13 protein-coding genes and 1 tRNA gene are annotated in these 15,510 nt (G+C 65.1%); 9 read left to right on the top strand and 5 right to left on the bottom strand.

The genetic code is table 11. The annotated features are described in order from the left end of the window. Positions 1 to 32 precede the first annotated feature (32 nt). Positions 33 to 1,058: an alpha/beta hydrolase gene (locus PSK12I2_RS0103730; protein WP_027597354.1), complete on the top strand. Its 1,026-nt coding sequence runs from the start codon at positions 33 to 35 to the stop codon at positions 1,056 to 1,058. Between the two features lie 56 nt (positions 1,059 to 1,114). On the opposite strand, the gene PSK12I2_RS0103725 is transcribed toward PSK12I2_RS0103730, so the two are convergent. Next, positions 1,115 to 2,023, bottom strand: coding sequence for a LysR family transcriptional regulator (locus tag PSK12I2_RS0103725; protein ID WP_027597353.1), 909 nt, complete (start codon positions 2,021 to 2,023; stop codon positions 1,115 to 1,117). A 105-nt stretch (positions 2,024 to 2,128) separates the two neighbouring features. On the opposite strand from PSK12I2_RS0103725, the gene PSK12I2_RS0103720 reads away from it, so the two are divergent. From PSK12I2_RS0103720 to nfsB, 3 genes are read left to right on the top strand one after another with little or no spacing between them, the layout of a single operon-like run. Beyond that, positions 2,129 to 3,136 (top strand): zinc-binding alcohol dehydrogenase family protein, encoded by a 1,008-nt coding sequence (locus tag PSK12I2_RS0103720; protein ID WP_007159946.1) that lies wholly within the window; start codon positions 2,129 to 2,131, stop codon positions 3,134 to 3,136. Then, positions 3,136 to 4,284, top strand: coding sequence for an L-dopachrome tautomerase-related protein (locus PSK12I2_RS0103715; protein WP_027597352.1), 1,149 nt, complete (start codon positions 3,136 to 3,138; stop codon positions 4,282 to 4,284). The genes PSK12I2_RS0103720 and PSK12I2_RS0103715 overlap by 1 nt, the downstream gene beginning before the upstream one ends. Before the next feature lie 18 nt (positions 4,285 to 4,302). Next, positions 4,303 to 4,950 (top strand): oxygen-insensitive NAD(P)H nitroreductase, encoded by a 648-nt coding sequence (gene nfsB / locus PSK12I2_RS0103710; protein WP_027597351.1) that lies wholly within the window; start codon positions 4,303 to 4,305, stop codon positions 4,948 to 4,950. A gap of 443 nt (positions 4,951 to 5,393) precedes the next feature. Here the strand turns inward: nfsB and PSK12I2_RS0103705 are convergent, their stop codons facing one another. Continuing rightward, the gene (locus PSK12I2_RS0103705) at positions 5,394 to 6,395 is read right to left on the bottom strand and encodes an LLM class flavin-dependent oxidoreductase (protein ID WP_027597350.1); all 1,002 of its coding nucleotides are present in this window, start codon (positions 6,393 to 6,395) and stop codon (positions 5,394 to 5,396) included. Continuing rightward, entirely contained in the window at positions 6,379 to 6,789 is a 411-nt protein-coding gene (locus PSK12I2_RS0103700; RefSeq protein ID WP_027597349.1) for a helix-turn-helix domain-containing protein, read from the bottom strand. The genes PSK12I2_RS0103705 and PSK12I2_RS0103700 overlap by 17 nt, the downstream gene beginning before the upstream one ends. 195 nt (positions 6,790 to 6,984) lie before the next feature. Between PSK12I2_RS0103700 and betI the strand changes: the two genes are divergently transcribed. From betI to betA, 3 genes are all read left to right on the top strand, one after another. After that, complete coding sequence (gene betI / locus PSK12I2_RS0103695) at positions 6,985 to 7,572, top strand: transcriptional regulator BetI (protein WP_027597348.1); 588 nt, start codon at positions 6,985 to 6,987, stop codon at positions 7,570 to 7,572. 260 nt (positions 7,573 to 7,832) lie between these two features. After that, the gene (gene betB / locus PSK12I2_RS0103690; protein WP_027597347.1) at positions 7,833 to 9,305 is read left to right on the top strand and encodes a betaine-aldehyde dehydrogenase; all 1,473 of its coding nucleotides are present in this window, start codon (positions 7,833 to 7,835) and stop codon (positions 9,303 to 9,305) included. 90 nt (positions 9,306 to 9,395) lie between these two features. After that, complete coding sequence (gene betA / locus PSK12I2_RS0103685) at positions 9,396 to 11,138, top strand: choline dehydrogenase (RefSeq protein WP_027597346.1); 1,743 nt, start codon at positions 9,396 to 9,398, stop codon at positions 11,136 to 11,138. 152 nt (positions 11,139 to 11,290) lie between these two features. On the opposite strand, the gene PSK12I2_RS0103680 is transcribed toward betA, so the two are convergent. Next, positions 11,291 to 11,638, bottom strand: a complete 348-nt coding sequence (locus PSK12I2_RS0103680) for a hypothetical protein (protein ID WP_027597345.1) — start codon at positions 11,636 to 11,638, stop codon at positions 11,291 to 11,293. A gap of 117 nt (positions 11,639 to 11,755) precedes the next feature. On the opposite strand from PSK12I2_RS0103680, the gene PSK12I2_RS0103675 reads away from it, so the two are divergent. After that, positions 11,756 to 11,831, top strand: a tRNA-Thr gene (locus PSK12I2_RS0103675). A 159-nt stretch (positions 11,832 to 11,990) separates the two neighbouring features. Then, positions 11,991 to 13,991: a DUF4214 domain-containing protein gene (locus PSK12I2_RS24365; protein ID WP_177324635.1), complete on the top strand. Its 2,001-nt coding sequence runs from the start codon at positions 11,991 to 11,993 to the stop codon at positions 13,989 to 13,991. Positions 13,992 to 14,113: 122 nt separating this feature from the next. On the opposite strand, the gene PSK12I2_RS23635 is transcribed toward PSK12I2_RS24365, so the two are convergent. Then, positions 14,114 to 15,505, bottom strand: coding sequence for a TolC family outer membrane protein (locus PSK12I2_RS23635; RefSeq protein ID WP_037007501.1), 1,392 nt, complete (start codon positions 15,503 to 15,505; stop codon positions 14,114 to 14,116). Positions 15,506 to 15,510 lie beyond the last annotated feature (5 nt).

The following is a 15,510-nucleotide window of genomic DNA, read 5'->3' as shown; positions in this document are numbered from 1 at the left end:
CCCGGTCCTTCCCGTTCGAGGAGTCATCTGTCATGCGTACCGTCTCTCGCCTGCTTGGCCTTTCCGCGCTCAGCCTGGCCCTGGGCAGCGCCTTCGCCGCGCCCCAGCCCGATCCGCATCTGGAGCGCACCACCCAGGGCTTCGTCGATGCCCTGAACGGCAGCGGTGGCAAACCCCTGGAAACCCTGAGCCCCAAGGACGCCCGCGCGGTGCTGGCCGGCGCCCAATCCGGCGTCAAGGTCGATCTCTCGGGGGTCAAGACCCGTGAAAAGACCATCCAGGTCGACGGCAAGCCGCTGCAGCTGACCATCGTCCGCCCGGCGAACGCCAAGGGGCAGACACCGGCCTTCATGTTCTTCCACGGCGGCGGCTGGGTGCTGGGCGACTTCCCCACCCACCAGCGCCTGGTGCGTGACCTGGTGGTGGCCTCCGGCGCCACGGCGGTGTTCGTCAACTACACCCCGAGTCCGGAAGCCCACTTCCCGGTGGCCATCAACCAGGCCTATGCCGCGACCCAGTGGGTGGCCGAGCACGGCAAGGACATCGATGTCGACGGCAGTCGCCTGGCGGTGGCCGGCAACAGCGTCGGCGGCAACATGGCCGCGGTGGTTAGCCTGATGGCCAAGGACAAGGGCACGCCCAAGCTGCGCTACCAGGTGCTGTTCTGGCCGGTGACCGATGCGAGCTTCGACAACGGCTCCTACCAGACCTATGCCGAGGGCCGCTTCCTGACCCGCAACATGATGAAGTGGTTCTGGGACAACTACACCACCAGCGACACCGAGCGCGCCAACGTCTACGCCTCGCCGTTGCGGGCCAGCGAGGCCCAGCTCAAGGGTCTGCCGCCGGCGCTGGTGCAGACCGCCGAGAACGACGTGCTACGAGACGAGGGCGAGGCCTATGCCCGCAAGCTCAACGCCGCCGGCGTCGATGTCGTCCAGGTGCGTTACAACGGCATGATCCACGACTATGGCCTGCTCAATGCCCTGGCCAAGGTACCCGAGGTCCAGGCTGCGCTGACCCAGGCCGGCCAGTTGCTCAAGCAGCACCTGCAGTAAGGCAGGCGCGGTACCCGCGGGGGTGGCTCCGTTCGCGGCGCCATCCCCTTTGCGTTTCAGGACTGCTCGCCCAGGGCCGCGAAGCGTTCCGCCAGCCAGCCGTGCAGCTGCCGCACCGCCGGCGAGAATTGCCGCCGGTGCGGGCAGAACAGCTGCAGCGGCAACGGCTCGCCGGGCTGCTCGGGCAGCAGCCGCACCAGCCGACCGCGCTGCAGGTCGTCGCGCATGTCCAGCCAGGACTTGTAGACGATACCCTCCCCAGCCACCGCCCAGCGCCGCACCACCTCGGCATCGTCGCTCTGCAGGGGTCCGCTGACGGCCACCTGGCGCAGACTGCCGTCGGCCTGTGGAAAGCTCCACTTGTCATAGGTGCGCCCATGCAGCTGGTAGAGCAGGCAGGCGTGCCTGGACAGGTCGTCCAGGCTGCGCGGCGCGCCCTGGCGGGCCAGATAGGCCGGCGCCGCCGCCAGCAGCCGGCGATTGTCCGGGGCCAGCGGCAGGGCCACCAGGCTGTCGTCCTGGCTGCGACCGTAGCGGATGGCGATGTCCACCGGATCGCGATAGACGTCGGCCTGCTGGTCCGAGACGTAGAGCCTGAGGGTCAGGCCGGGATGGCGCTGACGAAACTCGGCCAGCCAGGGCAGCAGGAGATTGCGCCCCAGATCCGAAGGCGCCGCCACCTGCAGCACCCCACGCAATTCCGGACTCTCCCCCTGCAACCGCTCGCGCCCTTCGCGCAAGGTCTCCAGCACCTCACGGGCATAGGGCAGATAGGCCTCGCCCTCGGCGGTCAGGCGCAGGCTGCGGGTCGAGCGGGCGAACAGGCGGATGCCCAGTTCGCGCTCCAGCCGGCCGATGGCGGCGCTCACCTGCCCCGGCAGGAGGTCTGCCTCGCGGGCGGCGCTGGAAAAGCTGCCGAGGGCGGCGGAGCGGACGAAGAGGCCGAGGTCGTCGAAGCGGATCATTTTCACTCCTGCAGTGAAGGTGCTATCCGATTCTGCCGCTTTTTCCGGTCGAGCATGAAGACGACCATGGGCTCACGTCTTCTTATCGTGCAAAGGAACCCGCCCATGAAAGCCATCGTTCACGGTGACACCACCCTGCCCGCCAGCGATCCCCGTGCCCTGCAGGACGCGGTGCTGCCCGACCCCACGCCCGAGGCCCATGACCTCCTGGTGGAAGTCCGCGCCGTGTCGGTCAATCCGGTCGATACCAAGGTGCGCCAGGGCCTGGTGCAGCGCGAGTCCAAGGTACTGGGCTGGGACGTCTCCGGCGTGGTCCGCGCCGTGGGCAGCGCCGTCAGCCGCTTCGCCGTGGGTGACGAGGTCTACTACGCCGGCGAGCTGTTCCGCCCCGGCTGCAACAGCGAACTGCACCTGGTCGACGAACACCTGGCCGGGCACAAGCCCAAGCGCCTGGATCATGCCCAGGCCGCGGCCCTGCCGCTGACCGCCATCACCGCCTGGGAATTGCTGTTCGACCGTCTCGGCGCGACCGAAGGCGGCGGCGCCGGCCAGCAGCTGCTGGTGATGGGCGCGGCGGGTGGCGTCGGCTCCGTGCTGGTGCAGCTGGCCCGCCAACTCACCGAGCTGACGGTGATCGGTACCGCCTCGCGCCAGGAAACCCAGGACTGGGTGCGCACCCTCGGCGCCCACCACGTCATCGACCATCACCAGCCGCTGCGACCCCAGCTCGAAGCCCTGGGTCTGGATGGCGTGACCCTGGTGGCCAGCCTCACCCACACCGATGAGCACTTCACCCAGCTGGTGGATGTCCTGCGGCCCCAGGGTCGCCTGGGCGTGATCGACGATCCGGCGCAACTCGACGTGGTGCCGATGAAGGCCAAGTCGCTGTCGCTGCACTGGGAACTGATGTTTACCCGCTCGCTGTTCCAGACCCCGGACAAGGTGCGTCAGCACGAGATCCTCGAACGCGTCGCCGGACTGATCGACCAGGGCACCCTCAAGACCACCCTCGGCGAACACCTGGGCCGGATCGATGCCGCCAACCTGCGCCGCGCCCATGCCCAGCTGGAAAGCCATCAGGCGCGCGGCAAGCTCGTGCTGGAGGGGTTCTGATGCCTCGCTTGAGTGCCCTGACCCTCGCCGTCGCCCTGGCCGTGGGTAGCCTGACGGCCCAGGCGGCGGCCCTGCCCCAGGAGCGCACCCTCGGCCAGCTGGAGCCGGTGTTCGCCTTCCAGGACGCCATGCCCACCGGCGTCACCGTCAGCGAGACCGGGCGGATCTTCGTCAACTACCCGCGCTGGGGCGACGCGGTGCCCTTTACCGTGGCCGAACTCAAGGACGGCAAGGCCGTGCCCTACCCGGACGCCGCGCTCAACGTCGAGACCCCCGGCCAGCCGGGCAAGGGCTTCATCAGCGTGCAGAGCGTGGTGGCCGATGGTCGCGGACACCTCTGGGTGCTGGACACCGCCGCGCCGGGCTTCGCGGCGCCCAAGGCCGGCGGCGCCAAGCTGGTGGCCATCGACCTCAAGACCAACAAGGTCGCCAGGACCCTGGTCTTCCCGGCCGCGGTGCTCGAACCCAACAGCTACGTCAACGACGTGCGCTTCGACTTTCGCGTCGGTCGCGCCGGAGTGGCCTATGTCACCGACTCGGCGCCTCCCGGTGGCCTGATCATCCTCGATCTCGCCACCGGCCAGGCCCAGCGTCGCCTGACCGGCGCGCCCCAGGCCAACGTCGACCCCAGCTTCGCCCCGGTGGTGGAAGGCGAACCGTTGCTGATGCAGCGCCCCGATGGCAGCAAGGTCCGACCGGCCATCGCCAGCGACGGCATCGCCCTGTCGCCGGACGGCGGCACCCTCTACTTCAGCCCGCTGTCCAGCCGCCACCTCTATGCCGTGCCCACCGCCCTGCTGCGCGATCCCAAGGCGAGCGAGGCTCAGGTGCGCGCCGGGGTGCAGGATCTCGGCGAGAAGGGTGCCTCCGACGGCCTCGAAGCCGATGCCCAGGGTCGCGTCTATGCCGGCGACTACGAGCACAACGCCGTGCGCCAGCGCCAGGCCGACGGCAGCTGGAAGACCCTGGTCCATGATCCCCGTGTGCTCTGGCCCGACACCTTCAGCATCGGTCCGGACGGCTACCTCTATTTCACCGCCAACCAGCTCCATCGCCAGGCCCAGTTCCACAGCGGCCAGGACCTGCGCCAGAAGCCCTACAGCCTGTTCCGCGTCAAGATCGACGCCCAGCCGGCCCCCACCCACTGATCCGATCAGGAGTTATCCATGCAGCTGTCCCAGATCGCCCGCACCCGTTACACCACCAAGGCCTTCGACGGCTCCCGCAGCATCCCGGCCGAACAGGTCGAGGAATTGCTGGAGCTGCTGCGCCAGGCGCCCTCCTCGGTCAACTCCCAGCCCTGGCACTTCGTGGTCGCCACCAGCGCCGAGGCCAAGGCGCGCATCGCCCAGGGCATGCAGAGTCCCTACAACGAACCCAAGGTGCTGCCGGCGTCCCACGTCATCGTGCTGTGCACCCGCCTGGAAATGACCGAAGGCCACCTGGCCCAGGTGCTGGAGCAGGAAGCCCAGGACGGCCGCTTCGCCAAGCCCGAGGCGCGCGCCACCCAGGACGGTACCCGCCGTCACTTCGTCGATCTGCATCGTCATGAGCGCAAGGACGTGCAGCACTGGATGGAGAAGCAGACCTACCTGGCCCTGGGCACCCTGCTGCTGGGCGCCGCCGCCCTCGGCATCGACGCCACCCCCATGGAAGGCTTCGACGCCAACAGCCTGGACCAGGAACTGGGCCTGCGCGAGCAGGGCTACACCGCCCTGGTGGTGGTCGGCCTGGGCTATCGCGGCGAAAGCGACTTCAACGCCGCCCTGCCCAAGTCCCGCCTGACCCGCGAGCAGGTCTTCACCTTCCTGTAATGCAGACCTGCGTAGCGTGGATAACGGCGCAGCCTTATCCACAGTACGAACCGGTAGCCGCCAGTGGAAAACGCTGGTGCGGTTTTCCACGCTACGCACGCGTAGGTTGGGTTGAGCGCAGCGAAGCCCAACAGCAGCACCCATAAAAAAGCCGACCGTCGCTAGACGGTCGGCTTTTATTCGCAGCCATGCCGGTGCGCCGTAGCGACCGCTTCTACGGAAATGGACCTGAGCGCCGGCTCAGGAAGTCTCCTGTGGAAAAGGCTACGCCGTTTTCCACGCTACGGTTCTGATCACAGCCATGCCGGTACGCCGTAGCGACCGCTCCTACAGGGGCGATGCTTTTCATGCTTTCGTAGGAGCGGCCGCATCGGCGGACCGCCATGGCCGCGATAAATCCGGGTCATGCCGAGCCCAACGAGGCCCAACGCTACCTATCCCCATCAACCGCCCTTCAGATCCGCCAGGATCGAGAAGGCGCGCAGGCGATCCGCCTGGTCGTAGACGTCGCAGGTAAAGATCAGCTCGTCGGCGTCGGTCTTCTCCAGCAGCAGCTCCAGACGCTCGCGGACCTTGTCCGGGCCGCCGATCACCGCCATGCCGAGGAAGCTCGACACCGATTCCTTCTCATGGGGCAGCCAGACCCCCTCCATGCTGCGTACCGGCGGTTGCAGGCGCAGGCTGTCGCCGCGGAACAGGGCGAGGATGCGCTGGTAGACGGTGGTGGCCAGGTAATTGGCTTCGTCGTCGCTGTCGGCTGCCACCAGCGGTACCCCGAGCATCACATAGGGGCGATCGAGCACCTTGGACGGCTTGAAGTTCTCGCGATAGAGGCGGATGGCCTCGTGCACGTAGCGCGGCGCAAAGTGCGAGGCGAAGGCATAGGGCAGGCCCTTGGCCGCCGCCAGCTGGGCGCTGAACAGGCTCGAACCCAGGAGCCAGATCGGCACCTCGGTGCCCGCACCCGGCATGGCGATCACGCCCTGCCCCGGCTGTTGCGGCCCGAAGTAGTGCTGCAGCTCTTCCACATCCCGCGGGAAGTCGTCGGAGCTGCCCAGGCGATCACGGCGCAGGGCATAGGCGGTGCGCTGATCCGAGCCCGGTGCGCGACCCAGGCCGAGTTCGATGCGGCCCGGATACAGCGAAGCCAGGGTGCCGAACTGCTCGGCCACCACCAGCGGCGCATGGTTGGGCAGCATGATGCCGCCCGAACCCAGCCGCAGGGTGCTGGTGCCAGCGGCCAGATAGCCCAGTAGCACGGCGGTCGCCGAACTGGCGATGCCGTCCATGTTGTGGTGCTCGGCGACCCAGTAGCGGGAAAAGCCGAGTTGCTCGACGTGGCGCGCCAGATCCAAGGCGTTGTGCAACGCCTGGGCGGCATCGCCATCGTCACGGATGGGAGCGAGGTCGAGGACCGACAGGGCGGTCTTAGCGAGACGGGTCATCAGAGAACTCCTCGGCGACCTGATCGTAGGCCGCCCTGTGGCGCTGAATGAGAGGCTGCTTCGCGGAGGCCCAGGCGGCCAGGGCGCCCACCGGCACCATCAGGCTCTGGCCCAGTTCGGTGAGGGCGTATTCCACCTGGGGCGGCTTGCTCGGCGTCACCGTGCGGGACACCAGGCCGTCGCGCTCCAGCTGGCGCAGGGTCACGCTGAGCATGCGCTGGGAAATGCCGTCGACCCGCCGGCGCAATTCGTTGAAGCGCAGCGGACCGGGTTCCAGGGTAAAGAGCGTGAGCAGGGACCAGGCATCGCCGATCCGGTCCAGCACGTCCCTGATCGGACAGGCGTGGGCATGCAGGCGGCGACGGCTGGAGATACGACTGACCACGGCGTCCATGGCGATCCTCGAAGCAGAACTGGCTTCCAGCCTACGTCTTTCGGGCGGTTATTAAAAGTAACCACCCGTCAGGACTGGTATTGCCGCCTGGGCCAGGGCACAATCCAGGAGGTCGTGACCGTTTTTATTGATTGAACGTTCAATAAAAAATAGTTACCCTCCGAGGCTCCTTCCGCTCTGTCCAGGAGATGCCTCGTGCCCAAGGTCGGGATGCAGCCCATCCGCCGTTCGCAGCTCATTGCCGCGACCCTCGAAGCCGTCGACGAAGTCGGCATGGGCGATGCCAGTATCGCCTTCATCGCCCGCAAGGCCGGCGTCTCCAACGGCATCATCAGCCACTACTTCCAGGACAAGAACGGCCTGCTCGAAGCCACCATGCGGCATCTGATGAATGCCCTGCGCCAGGCCGTGCGCGAACGCCGCGCTGCCCTGCCCGGTGACGACCCAGCCGCCAACCTGCGCGCCATCATCCAGGGCAACTTCGACGATACCCAGGTCAGCGGCCCGGCCATGAAGACCTGGCTGGCCTTCTGGGCCACCAGCATGCACCAGCCCAATCTGCGCCGGCTGCAACGCATCAACGACCTGCGCCTCTATTCGAACCTCTGCTGGCAATTCCGCCGCCTCCTGCCCCATGAGCAGGCGCGCGCCTCGGCCCGCGGCCTGGCCGCCATCATCGACGGCCTCTGGCTGCGCGGCGCCCTTTCCGGAGACACCTTCAACACCCAGCAGGCCCTGCAGATCGCCTACGACTACCTGGACCTGCAACTGGCCAAGGCCTGACCTCTCTCGCCGCCCAGGCCCCGCCCCGTCCACTCGGCGCGGGGCTCTCCTCCCGCGTTTCCCGCTCCCTCCCCGCTTCGACAGAACCGCTCTGGGCCGCCCATCGCCCCGTTTCGGCACGCCTGTGAATTTTTCATTGATTGAACGTTCAATAAAAATTAAGTAGACTGGATTCATCGCTGGCGCAGAGAGACCTTTCTTTCGCGCCCCCTGTGTTCCTTGCGGGTGCCACGGCGCCCGCCCAGATTGGGAGAACGTCCATGGCCCGTTTCGCCGAACAGCAGCTGTACATCGGTGGCCGTTATGTCGCCGCCACCGGTGGTGCCACCTTCGAAACCCTGAATCCCGCCACCGGCGAGGTGCTTGCCACGGTGCAGAGCGCCAGCCGCGCCGACGTGGACAAGGCGGTGGCCGCCGCCGCCGCCGGCCAGAAGGTCTGGGCCGCGATGACCGCCATGCAGCGCTCGCGCATCCTGCGCAAGGCCGTGGACATCCTCCGCGAGCGCAACGACGAGCTGGCGCTGCTGGAAACCCTGGACACCGGCAAGGCCCTGTCCGAGACCCAGGCCGTGGACATCGTCACCGGCGCCGACGTGCTCGAGTACTACGCAGGCCTCGTGCCGGCCCTGGAAGGCGAGCAGATCCCGCTGCGCGAGACCTCCTTCGTCTACACCCGCCGCGAGCCGCTGGGCGTGGTTGCTGGCATCGGCGCCTGGAACTACCCGATCCAGATCGCCCTGTGGAAATCCGCCCCGGCCCTGGCCGCCGGCAACGCCATGATCTTCAAGCCCAGCGAAGTCACCCCGCTGACCGCGCTGAAGCTGGCCGAGATCTACACCGAGGCCGGTCTGCCCGCTGGCGTCTTCAACGTGGTCAATGGCGTCGGCCCGGAGGTCGGCGTGGCCCTGACCGAGCATCCCGGCATCGAGAAGATCTCCTTTACCGGCGGCGTCGCCACCGGCAAGAAGGTCATGGCCAGCGCCGCCGGCTCGACCCTCAAGGAAGTCACCATGGAGCTGGGCGGCAAGTCGCCGCTGATCGTCTGTGACGACGCCGACCTGGAGCGCGCCGCCGATATCGCCGTCATGGCCAACTTCTTCAGTTCCGGCCAGGTCTGCACCAACGGCACCCGCGTCTTCGTACCCCAGGCGCTGAAGGCCGACTTCGAGGCCAAGGTGGTGGAGCGGGTCAAGCGCATCAAGCTGGGCGATCCCCTGGCCGCCGAGACCAACTTCGGGCCGCTGGTCAGCACCCCGCACATGGAAAAGGTGCTGGGCTACATCGCCCAGGGCCAGGCCGAAGGCGCCCGCCTGCTCATTGGTGGCGAGCGCGTCACCCAGGGCGAACTGGCCAAGGGCAACTTCGTCGCCCCCACCGTCTTCACCGATTGCCGTGACGACATGGCCATCGCCCGCGAAGAGATCTTCGGCCCGGTCATGAGCATCCTGGCCTATGCCGACGAAGACGAGGTGGTGCGTCGCGCCAACGACACCGAGTACGGCCTGGCGGCCGGCGTGGTCACCCGTGACCTGGCCCGTGCCCACCGCCTGATCCATCGCCTGGAAGCCGGCATCTGCTGGATCAACACCTGGGGCGAATCCCCCGCCGAGATGCCGGTGGGTGGCTACAAGCATTCCGGCGTCGGTCGCGAAAACGGCCTCACCACCCTCGGCCACTACACCCGCATCAAGTCGGTGCAGGTCGAGCTGGGCGACTACGCCTCGATCTTCTAAGCCGCTCAGGCAGCGCTGTTCTCCCCTCTCCGCTGGAGAGGGTCCGGGGCTGGGGCCAGACCCCACCCGCCGTCAGGAGGAGACTTTTTCATGGCACACGAATTCGACTACATCGTCATAGGCGCCGGCTCGGCCGGCAACGTCCTGGCCACCCGGCTGACCGAAGACAAGGACGTCACCGTCCTGCTGCTGGAAGCCGGCGGGCCCGACTACCGCCTGGACTTCCGCACCCAGATGCCGGCCGCTCTGGCCTATCCGCTGCAGGGCAAGCAGTACAACTGGGCCTACCAGACCGAGCCCGAGCCGCACATGGACAACCGCCGGATGGAATGCGGTCGCGGCAAGGGCCTGGGCGGCTCCTCGCTGATCAACGGCATGTGCTACATCCGCGGCAACGCCCTGGACTATGACAACTGGGCGCAACTCGACGGCCTGGACGACTGGACCTACCTCGACTGCCTGCCCTACTTCCGCAAGGCCGAGAAGCGCGATGCCGGTGCCAACGACTGGCACGGCGGCGACGGCCCGGTCTCGGTGACCACCGCCAAGCCGAATACCAATCCCTTGTTCGAAGCCATGGTCGAAGCCGGTGTCCAGGCGGGCTATCCGCGCACCGAAGACCTCAACGGCTATCAGCAGGAAGGCTTCGGCCCGATGGACCGCTTCGTCACCCCGAACGGCCGTCGCTCCAGCACCGCGCGTGGCTATCTGGATCAGGCCAAGGGTCGCCCGAATCTGACCATCGTCACCCACGCCACCACCGATCGCATCCTCTTCGAGGGCAAGCGCGCCAATGGCGTCGCCTACATGAAGGGCGATTCGCTGGAAGCCATCACCGTGCGCGCCCGTCGTGAAGTCCTGCTCTGCGCCGGCGCCATCGCCTCGCCGCAGATCCTGCAGCGCTCCGGCGTCGGCCCCGCGCCGCTGCTGCGGCGCTTCGACATCCCGCTGGTCCACGACCTGCCGGGCGTCGGCCAGAATCTGCAGGACCACCTGGAGATGTACCTGCAGTACGAGTGCAAGCAGCCGGTCTCGCTGTACCCGGCGCTGAAGTGGTACAACCAGCCGCAGATCGGTCTGGAATGGATGCTCAAGGGCACCGGCCTGGGCGCCAGCAACCACTTCGAGGCGGGCGGCTTCATCCGCTCCAGCGAAGAATTCGACTGGCCCAACATCCAGTACCACTTCCTGCCGATCGCCATCAATTACAACGGCACCAACGCCATCGAGGCCCATGGCTTCCAGGCCCACGTCGGCTCCATGAGATCGCCCAGCCGCGGCCGCATCGAACTGACCTCGCGCGATCCGCGCCAGCACCCGAGCATCCTGTTCAACTACATGAGCACCGAGCAGGACTGGCGCGAATTCCGCGACGGCATCCGCCTGACCCGCGAGATCATGCAGCAGCCGGCGCTGGATCCCTACCGTGGTGAAGAGATCAACCCGGGCCGCGACTGCGTGACCGACGCCCAGCTGGACGCCTTCGTGCGCTCCCACGCCGAGACCGCCTATCACCCTTCCTGCTCCAACAAGATGGGTACCGACGACATGGCGGTGGTCGACGGCGCCGGTCGCGTGCACGGCCTGGAAGGCCTGCGCGTGGTGGACGCCTCCATCATGCCGATCATCGCGACGGGCAACCTCAACGCCCCGACCATCATGATCGCCGAGAAGATCGCCGACAAAATCCGCGGTCGCGCCCCGCTGCCGCGCAGCAACGCCGCCTACTACGTCGCCAACGGCGCGCCGGTACGGGGTACCCCGCTGCGTGACGTCAACGGTCAGCGCGCCGCCGAGCCGGTCCCGCAGCGCCGCAACCAGCCGGCCGCCTGATCCCAGGCAGCCGGATACAAGAAGGGCGCCCGCGGGCGCCCTTCTTGTATCCGGCTCTTCGAATCGCCTGGTAAGGGACTCAGCAAGACAGCCCGCTCCTTCCCCTCTCCCTCGGGGAAAGGGCCGGGGCGAGGGCCGCCCACTCCCTCATCTCACAGACAATCCTTCACCGCCGTCAGAATGGTCCGCGGCCGCAGTGGATTGTTGGCCATCTGCTCGCGCAACTGGATGCGCGTACCGCGCGACGCCGAGCCGATGTCGATGATGGCCGCCGTGGCGCCCGGCACCTTGCTATCCACCAGCACCCGCTGCCCACTGCTGCCCTGCGGCTGGACCAGCACATGGCGGCCGTCCTTCTCCAGACCGGTCACCAGGCAGGTGCGATAGTCCTCGGCACTCTTGCCGGTGCGCAGCTCCATGGGCGGATTGCGTTCAAGATTCGCCTGGCTGGTGCAACCGGCCAGGGCAGCGGCCAGGAAGGCCAGGGTTTTGGTTCTCATCAGCGGCTCCTCGCAAGCTCTTTGCGTCATTTTAGCCGCAGCTGGCTTACGCCAGCCTTAACCGCCGCACATCCTTGGTTTACAAGGGCTTTCCCATGGCTATAATGGCCTCCCCTTGCCGGTATAGCTCAGCTGGTAGAGCAACTGACTTGTAATCAGTAGGTCCCGGGTTCGACTCCTGGTGCCGGCACCATCTCTCTAGATGCCTCTCGCAGGTATCCAGCTCCCTCCGCTTTCCTCAGCTTTCGCTGTCAGCCATCACACCCAGAATACCAGTAGTCGTGATCCTCACTCATCACGTCTGGACCGCTCTGTATCATCATGGATACCCATGAACAGGTGGTATCCCAGGATGAACGAAATCACTACGCGCTCCATTTCCCCCTACAAGGAAGTCTGTTTCATTCAATCCATCTTCCCCGATGGATCAGTCGTTCGTGGCTCCGGCACTATCACGGGCAACAATGATGTTCTCACAGCACTGCACGTGATCTACGACGCCGAGTACGGTGGCAAGGCGGTCAGTGTCACCGTTACGCCGGGCGCCTTCGTCAACGCCAATGTCGGTTCGTTTTCCGCGCCGTTGGGCACCTACTCCGCTAACAGTTGGACCGGAATTTCCGGCAACTGGGATACCAATAACGATGGGTTGTTGAGCGCCAGCGAGTCGGGTCGTGATCTCGCCGTGGTAACTCTGGATGTGAACATCTCATCCTTGACCGGTGCACTGGCCATCTCATCGCAAACAGGCAACTTCCTGGCGACCGTCGATGGTTATCCCGCCCGTGGTACGGGTCTGATGGAGGACTCGGGCATCGCGGTCTATTACGACCAGTATCCCATCTACCGAATCGATGTTGGTCTTGGAGCCGGCGCATCCGGCGGTCCCATGCTGCAGACCGTCAATGGCGTACCAGTCGTGCGAGGCGTGCTGTCGGCAGGAGACGCTGCAGATACCTATTCGATCTATGCTGCTCTCACCAAGGACAATGCCACCTGGGTCAACTCGACCAGTGCCGCCAATGACGGACTGATCGACGCGAGCACTGCGTATCGCTCGATCGGCCTGGGTATCTCCAGCGGCAGCGACAATGACGATACCTTCATCCAAGCGCGCCTGTCCTACGATAGCAGTAACAGCACCACGGTCTATGGCTACAAGGGCGCCGATCAGATCTGGATGCGCGGTTACTCCACCAGCTACAGCATTCAAAGTGTCAATGGCGATACCAGCACTCTGTTTGTCACGGATGCCGTGACTGGCCAGAAGCTTTATCTGCATGACGTCAATGCACTGGTCTTTCAGGACAAGACCACCTATATCATGGATGCAGACCAGGCGCAGATCGCCCGCCTTTACACGGTCTTCGATCGCGTTCCCGATTTTGATGGTTTGAAGTACTGGACCAATCTGCATGCTTCAGGAACTTCGTTCACCGATATTGCCCAGACCTTCGCCCAAACTCAGGAGTTTGCAACCCGCTACAACTCGGTCAGCAATTCCGGCTTTGCGGAACAGCTCTACAGCACCATCCTGGGTCGTAACGGCGATGCGAGCGGGGTCTCCTTCTGGACCAGTCAGCTTGATCACGGCATGTCACGGGGGGAGGCCATGGTTCAATTCACCAATTCGGTGGAGAACCAGCAACTGACCCAGGGCGCCTCTGGGTTCATCCAGATCGTAGGGGACACCGCCTGGACCAACCACGACCTGGTGAGCGAAAAAGGCGTAGTCTTTGGTAGCAAGTTCTCCGACTCCTTCAACGAAAGCCAACTCTGGTTCGACAGCAGCCTTAGCTCCCACCTGTTTGGCTATCAAGGTGGCGATACGCTCCATTTGCAGAGCAACGCGGCCAATTACACCCGTATGGTCAACGGCGACACCCTGGTGGTGACGAATACCACGACGCATCAAAGCATGTACCTGCAAGACGTGAACATGCTGAGCTTCCAGGACAAAAACGTTTTCGTGCTCACCGAAGCTCAAGCCAGCGTTGCGCGGCTCTATACGATCTTCGACCGCGTACCGGACTTCGACGGGCTCAACTACTGGTATGGTCAGATGGCCCACGGCATGACCTTCAAGGACATTGCCAATACCTTCGCCCAGACCAATGAGTTCGCAACCCTCTACAGCGCCGTGGATAACCGTTCTTTCGCCACTCAGTTATATACGACGGTTCTTGGCCGTGCGGCGGACGCCCAAGGGCTGGATTACTGGACTGGACGCCTGGATCACGGGATGGGGCGAGGTGAGGCCATGGTGCAGTTCACTGATTCCGTCGAAAACCAGCATTTGACGGCTGGCAATGACGGTTTCATTCAAATCGTTGGCCAGACTGACTGGGCGTAAAACGAAAACGCCCTGTGCGATCCTTTCGTACAGGGCGTTCTTTGCTGTAATCGGCATCCCTGCCTTTCCAGCGATTCAGGATGCAAGCACTACATTTGCCTGTCCTGCTTCTGCTGGCTTTTCTAACCCTTGGCGACCTCTCCTTCCTTGACGCCAGTCTTGCGCTCTTCACCGGGCGTAGGTACCGCCAGCCAACCGTTGATCTTCTGGATATCGGTATCGCGGAAACCGCCGCTCCAGCGCAACAGCACCAGCTGATTGGTGACGAAGTCGTATTGCGCCTGCAGATAATCCCGTCTTGCGCTGTATTCCTGCTGCACCGCGTTGAGCACATCCACGGCGGTCGCCACGCCCAGGCTGAGCGATCGCTCACTGGCAGCGCGGGACTTGATCGCCGAGTCCAGGGCGTTACGCGAAGAACCGATCTTGGCCAGGTCTGCAGCGCTCTTCATGTAGGCCGTGCGCGTTTCCTTCACCACCTGACGACGGATCGATTCGTACTCCTGCTCCGCGGCATCGCGCGAGCCATAGGAGCTGGCGACACGGGCGCTGGTCGAGCCGCCGCTATAGAGCGGGATCTGCACGCTGATGGTGGCTGAGTAGGTGTTGATCGCGGAGGAGGCGATGACGTTGTCATAGGCGAAGTCGCTGCGCTGCGCGCCCAGGTTGAAACTCAAGGTCGGCAGATGACCGGCCTTGGCCTCGGAGATACCGTAGTTGGCGGCATCCACGGCGCGCTGCTTGGCCTCCAGTGCAGGGTTGTTCGCCACTGCCGAATTCACCCACTGCTCTTCGTCACCTTGCGGCATGGCCAGTTGGGCTTTTTCGTTAAGGCGTTTGAGCGGCTGATAGACCGGACGGCCGATCAGCTCGCCCAATGCCTCGCGGGTCACCTGGATCTGGTTGCGTGCTTCGATCTCCTGGGTTTTCAGGCTGTCCACCTTGGCGGAGATCTGCAGGACGTCGGTGACGGTGCTCATCTGCTTGTCAAACAGCGCCTGGGCACGATCCAGGTTGCGCTGCGTCGCCTTGCGCTCGGCCGTGACCAGCTCGAGCGTGTCTTCGGCCGCCAAGGCGGCGAAATAGCGCTGGACGAGGTCTGCGGCCGACTGGGTCTTGGCATCCTCGTATTGGGCACGGTACTGCTCGGTCAGTTGCTCATAGCGCTTGAAGCCGCGCCAGGCGGCAGCGTTATAGAGTGCCTGACTCAGGGTCAGGTTGTAGCTCTCGCCGTTGTAGTTGAGAGTCTGCATGCCTTCCTCGCGCCGAACCCGACTGGTCGAAGCCCCGCCGCTCAACTGCGGCAGCACCTGGCCGAAGGCGGCACGCTCCTGGCCTTCCAGGTTCTTCACCTGGGCCTCGGCGCCACGAATACGGGGATCCGAGACCGCGCTGTCCTGATAGAGCTTCCAGAGGTCTACGTAATCCTGTGACCTAGGCGCGACAGGCGCCTGTGCCTGTACCCAGCCAGAGCAGCCCAACACGGCCACCAATGCAAGAAACTTGGCGTTCATGTCTG

Source organism: Pseudomonas sp. MOIL14HWK12:I2 (assembly GCF_000510745.1).
Classification (GTDB): domain Bacteria; phylum Pseudomonadota; class Gammaproteobacteria; order Pseudomonadales; family Pseudomonadaceae; genus Chryseomonas; species Chryseomonas oryzihabitans.
Note: the sequence above shows the minus strand (reverse complement) of the source record. Positions and strands in the feature narration are given on the sequence as shown.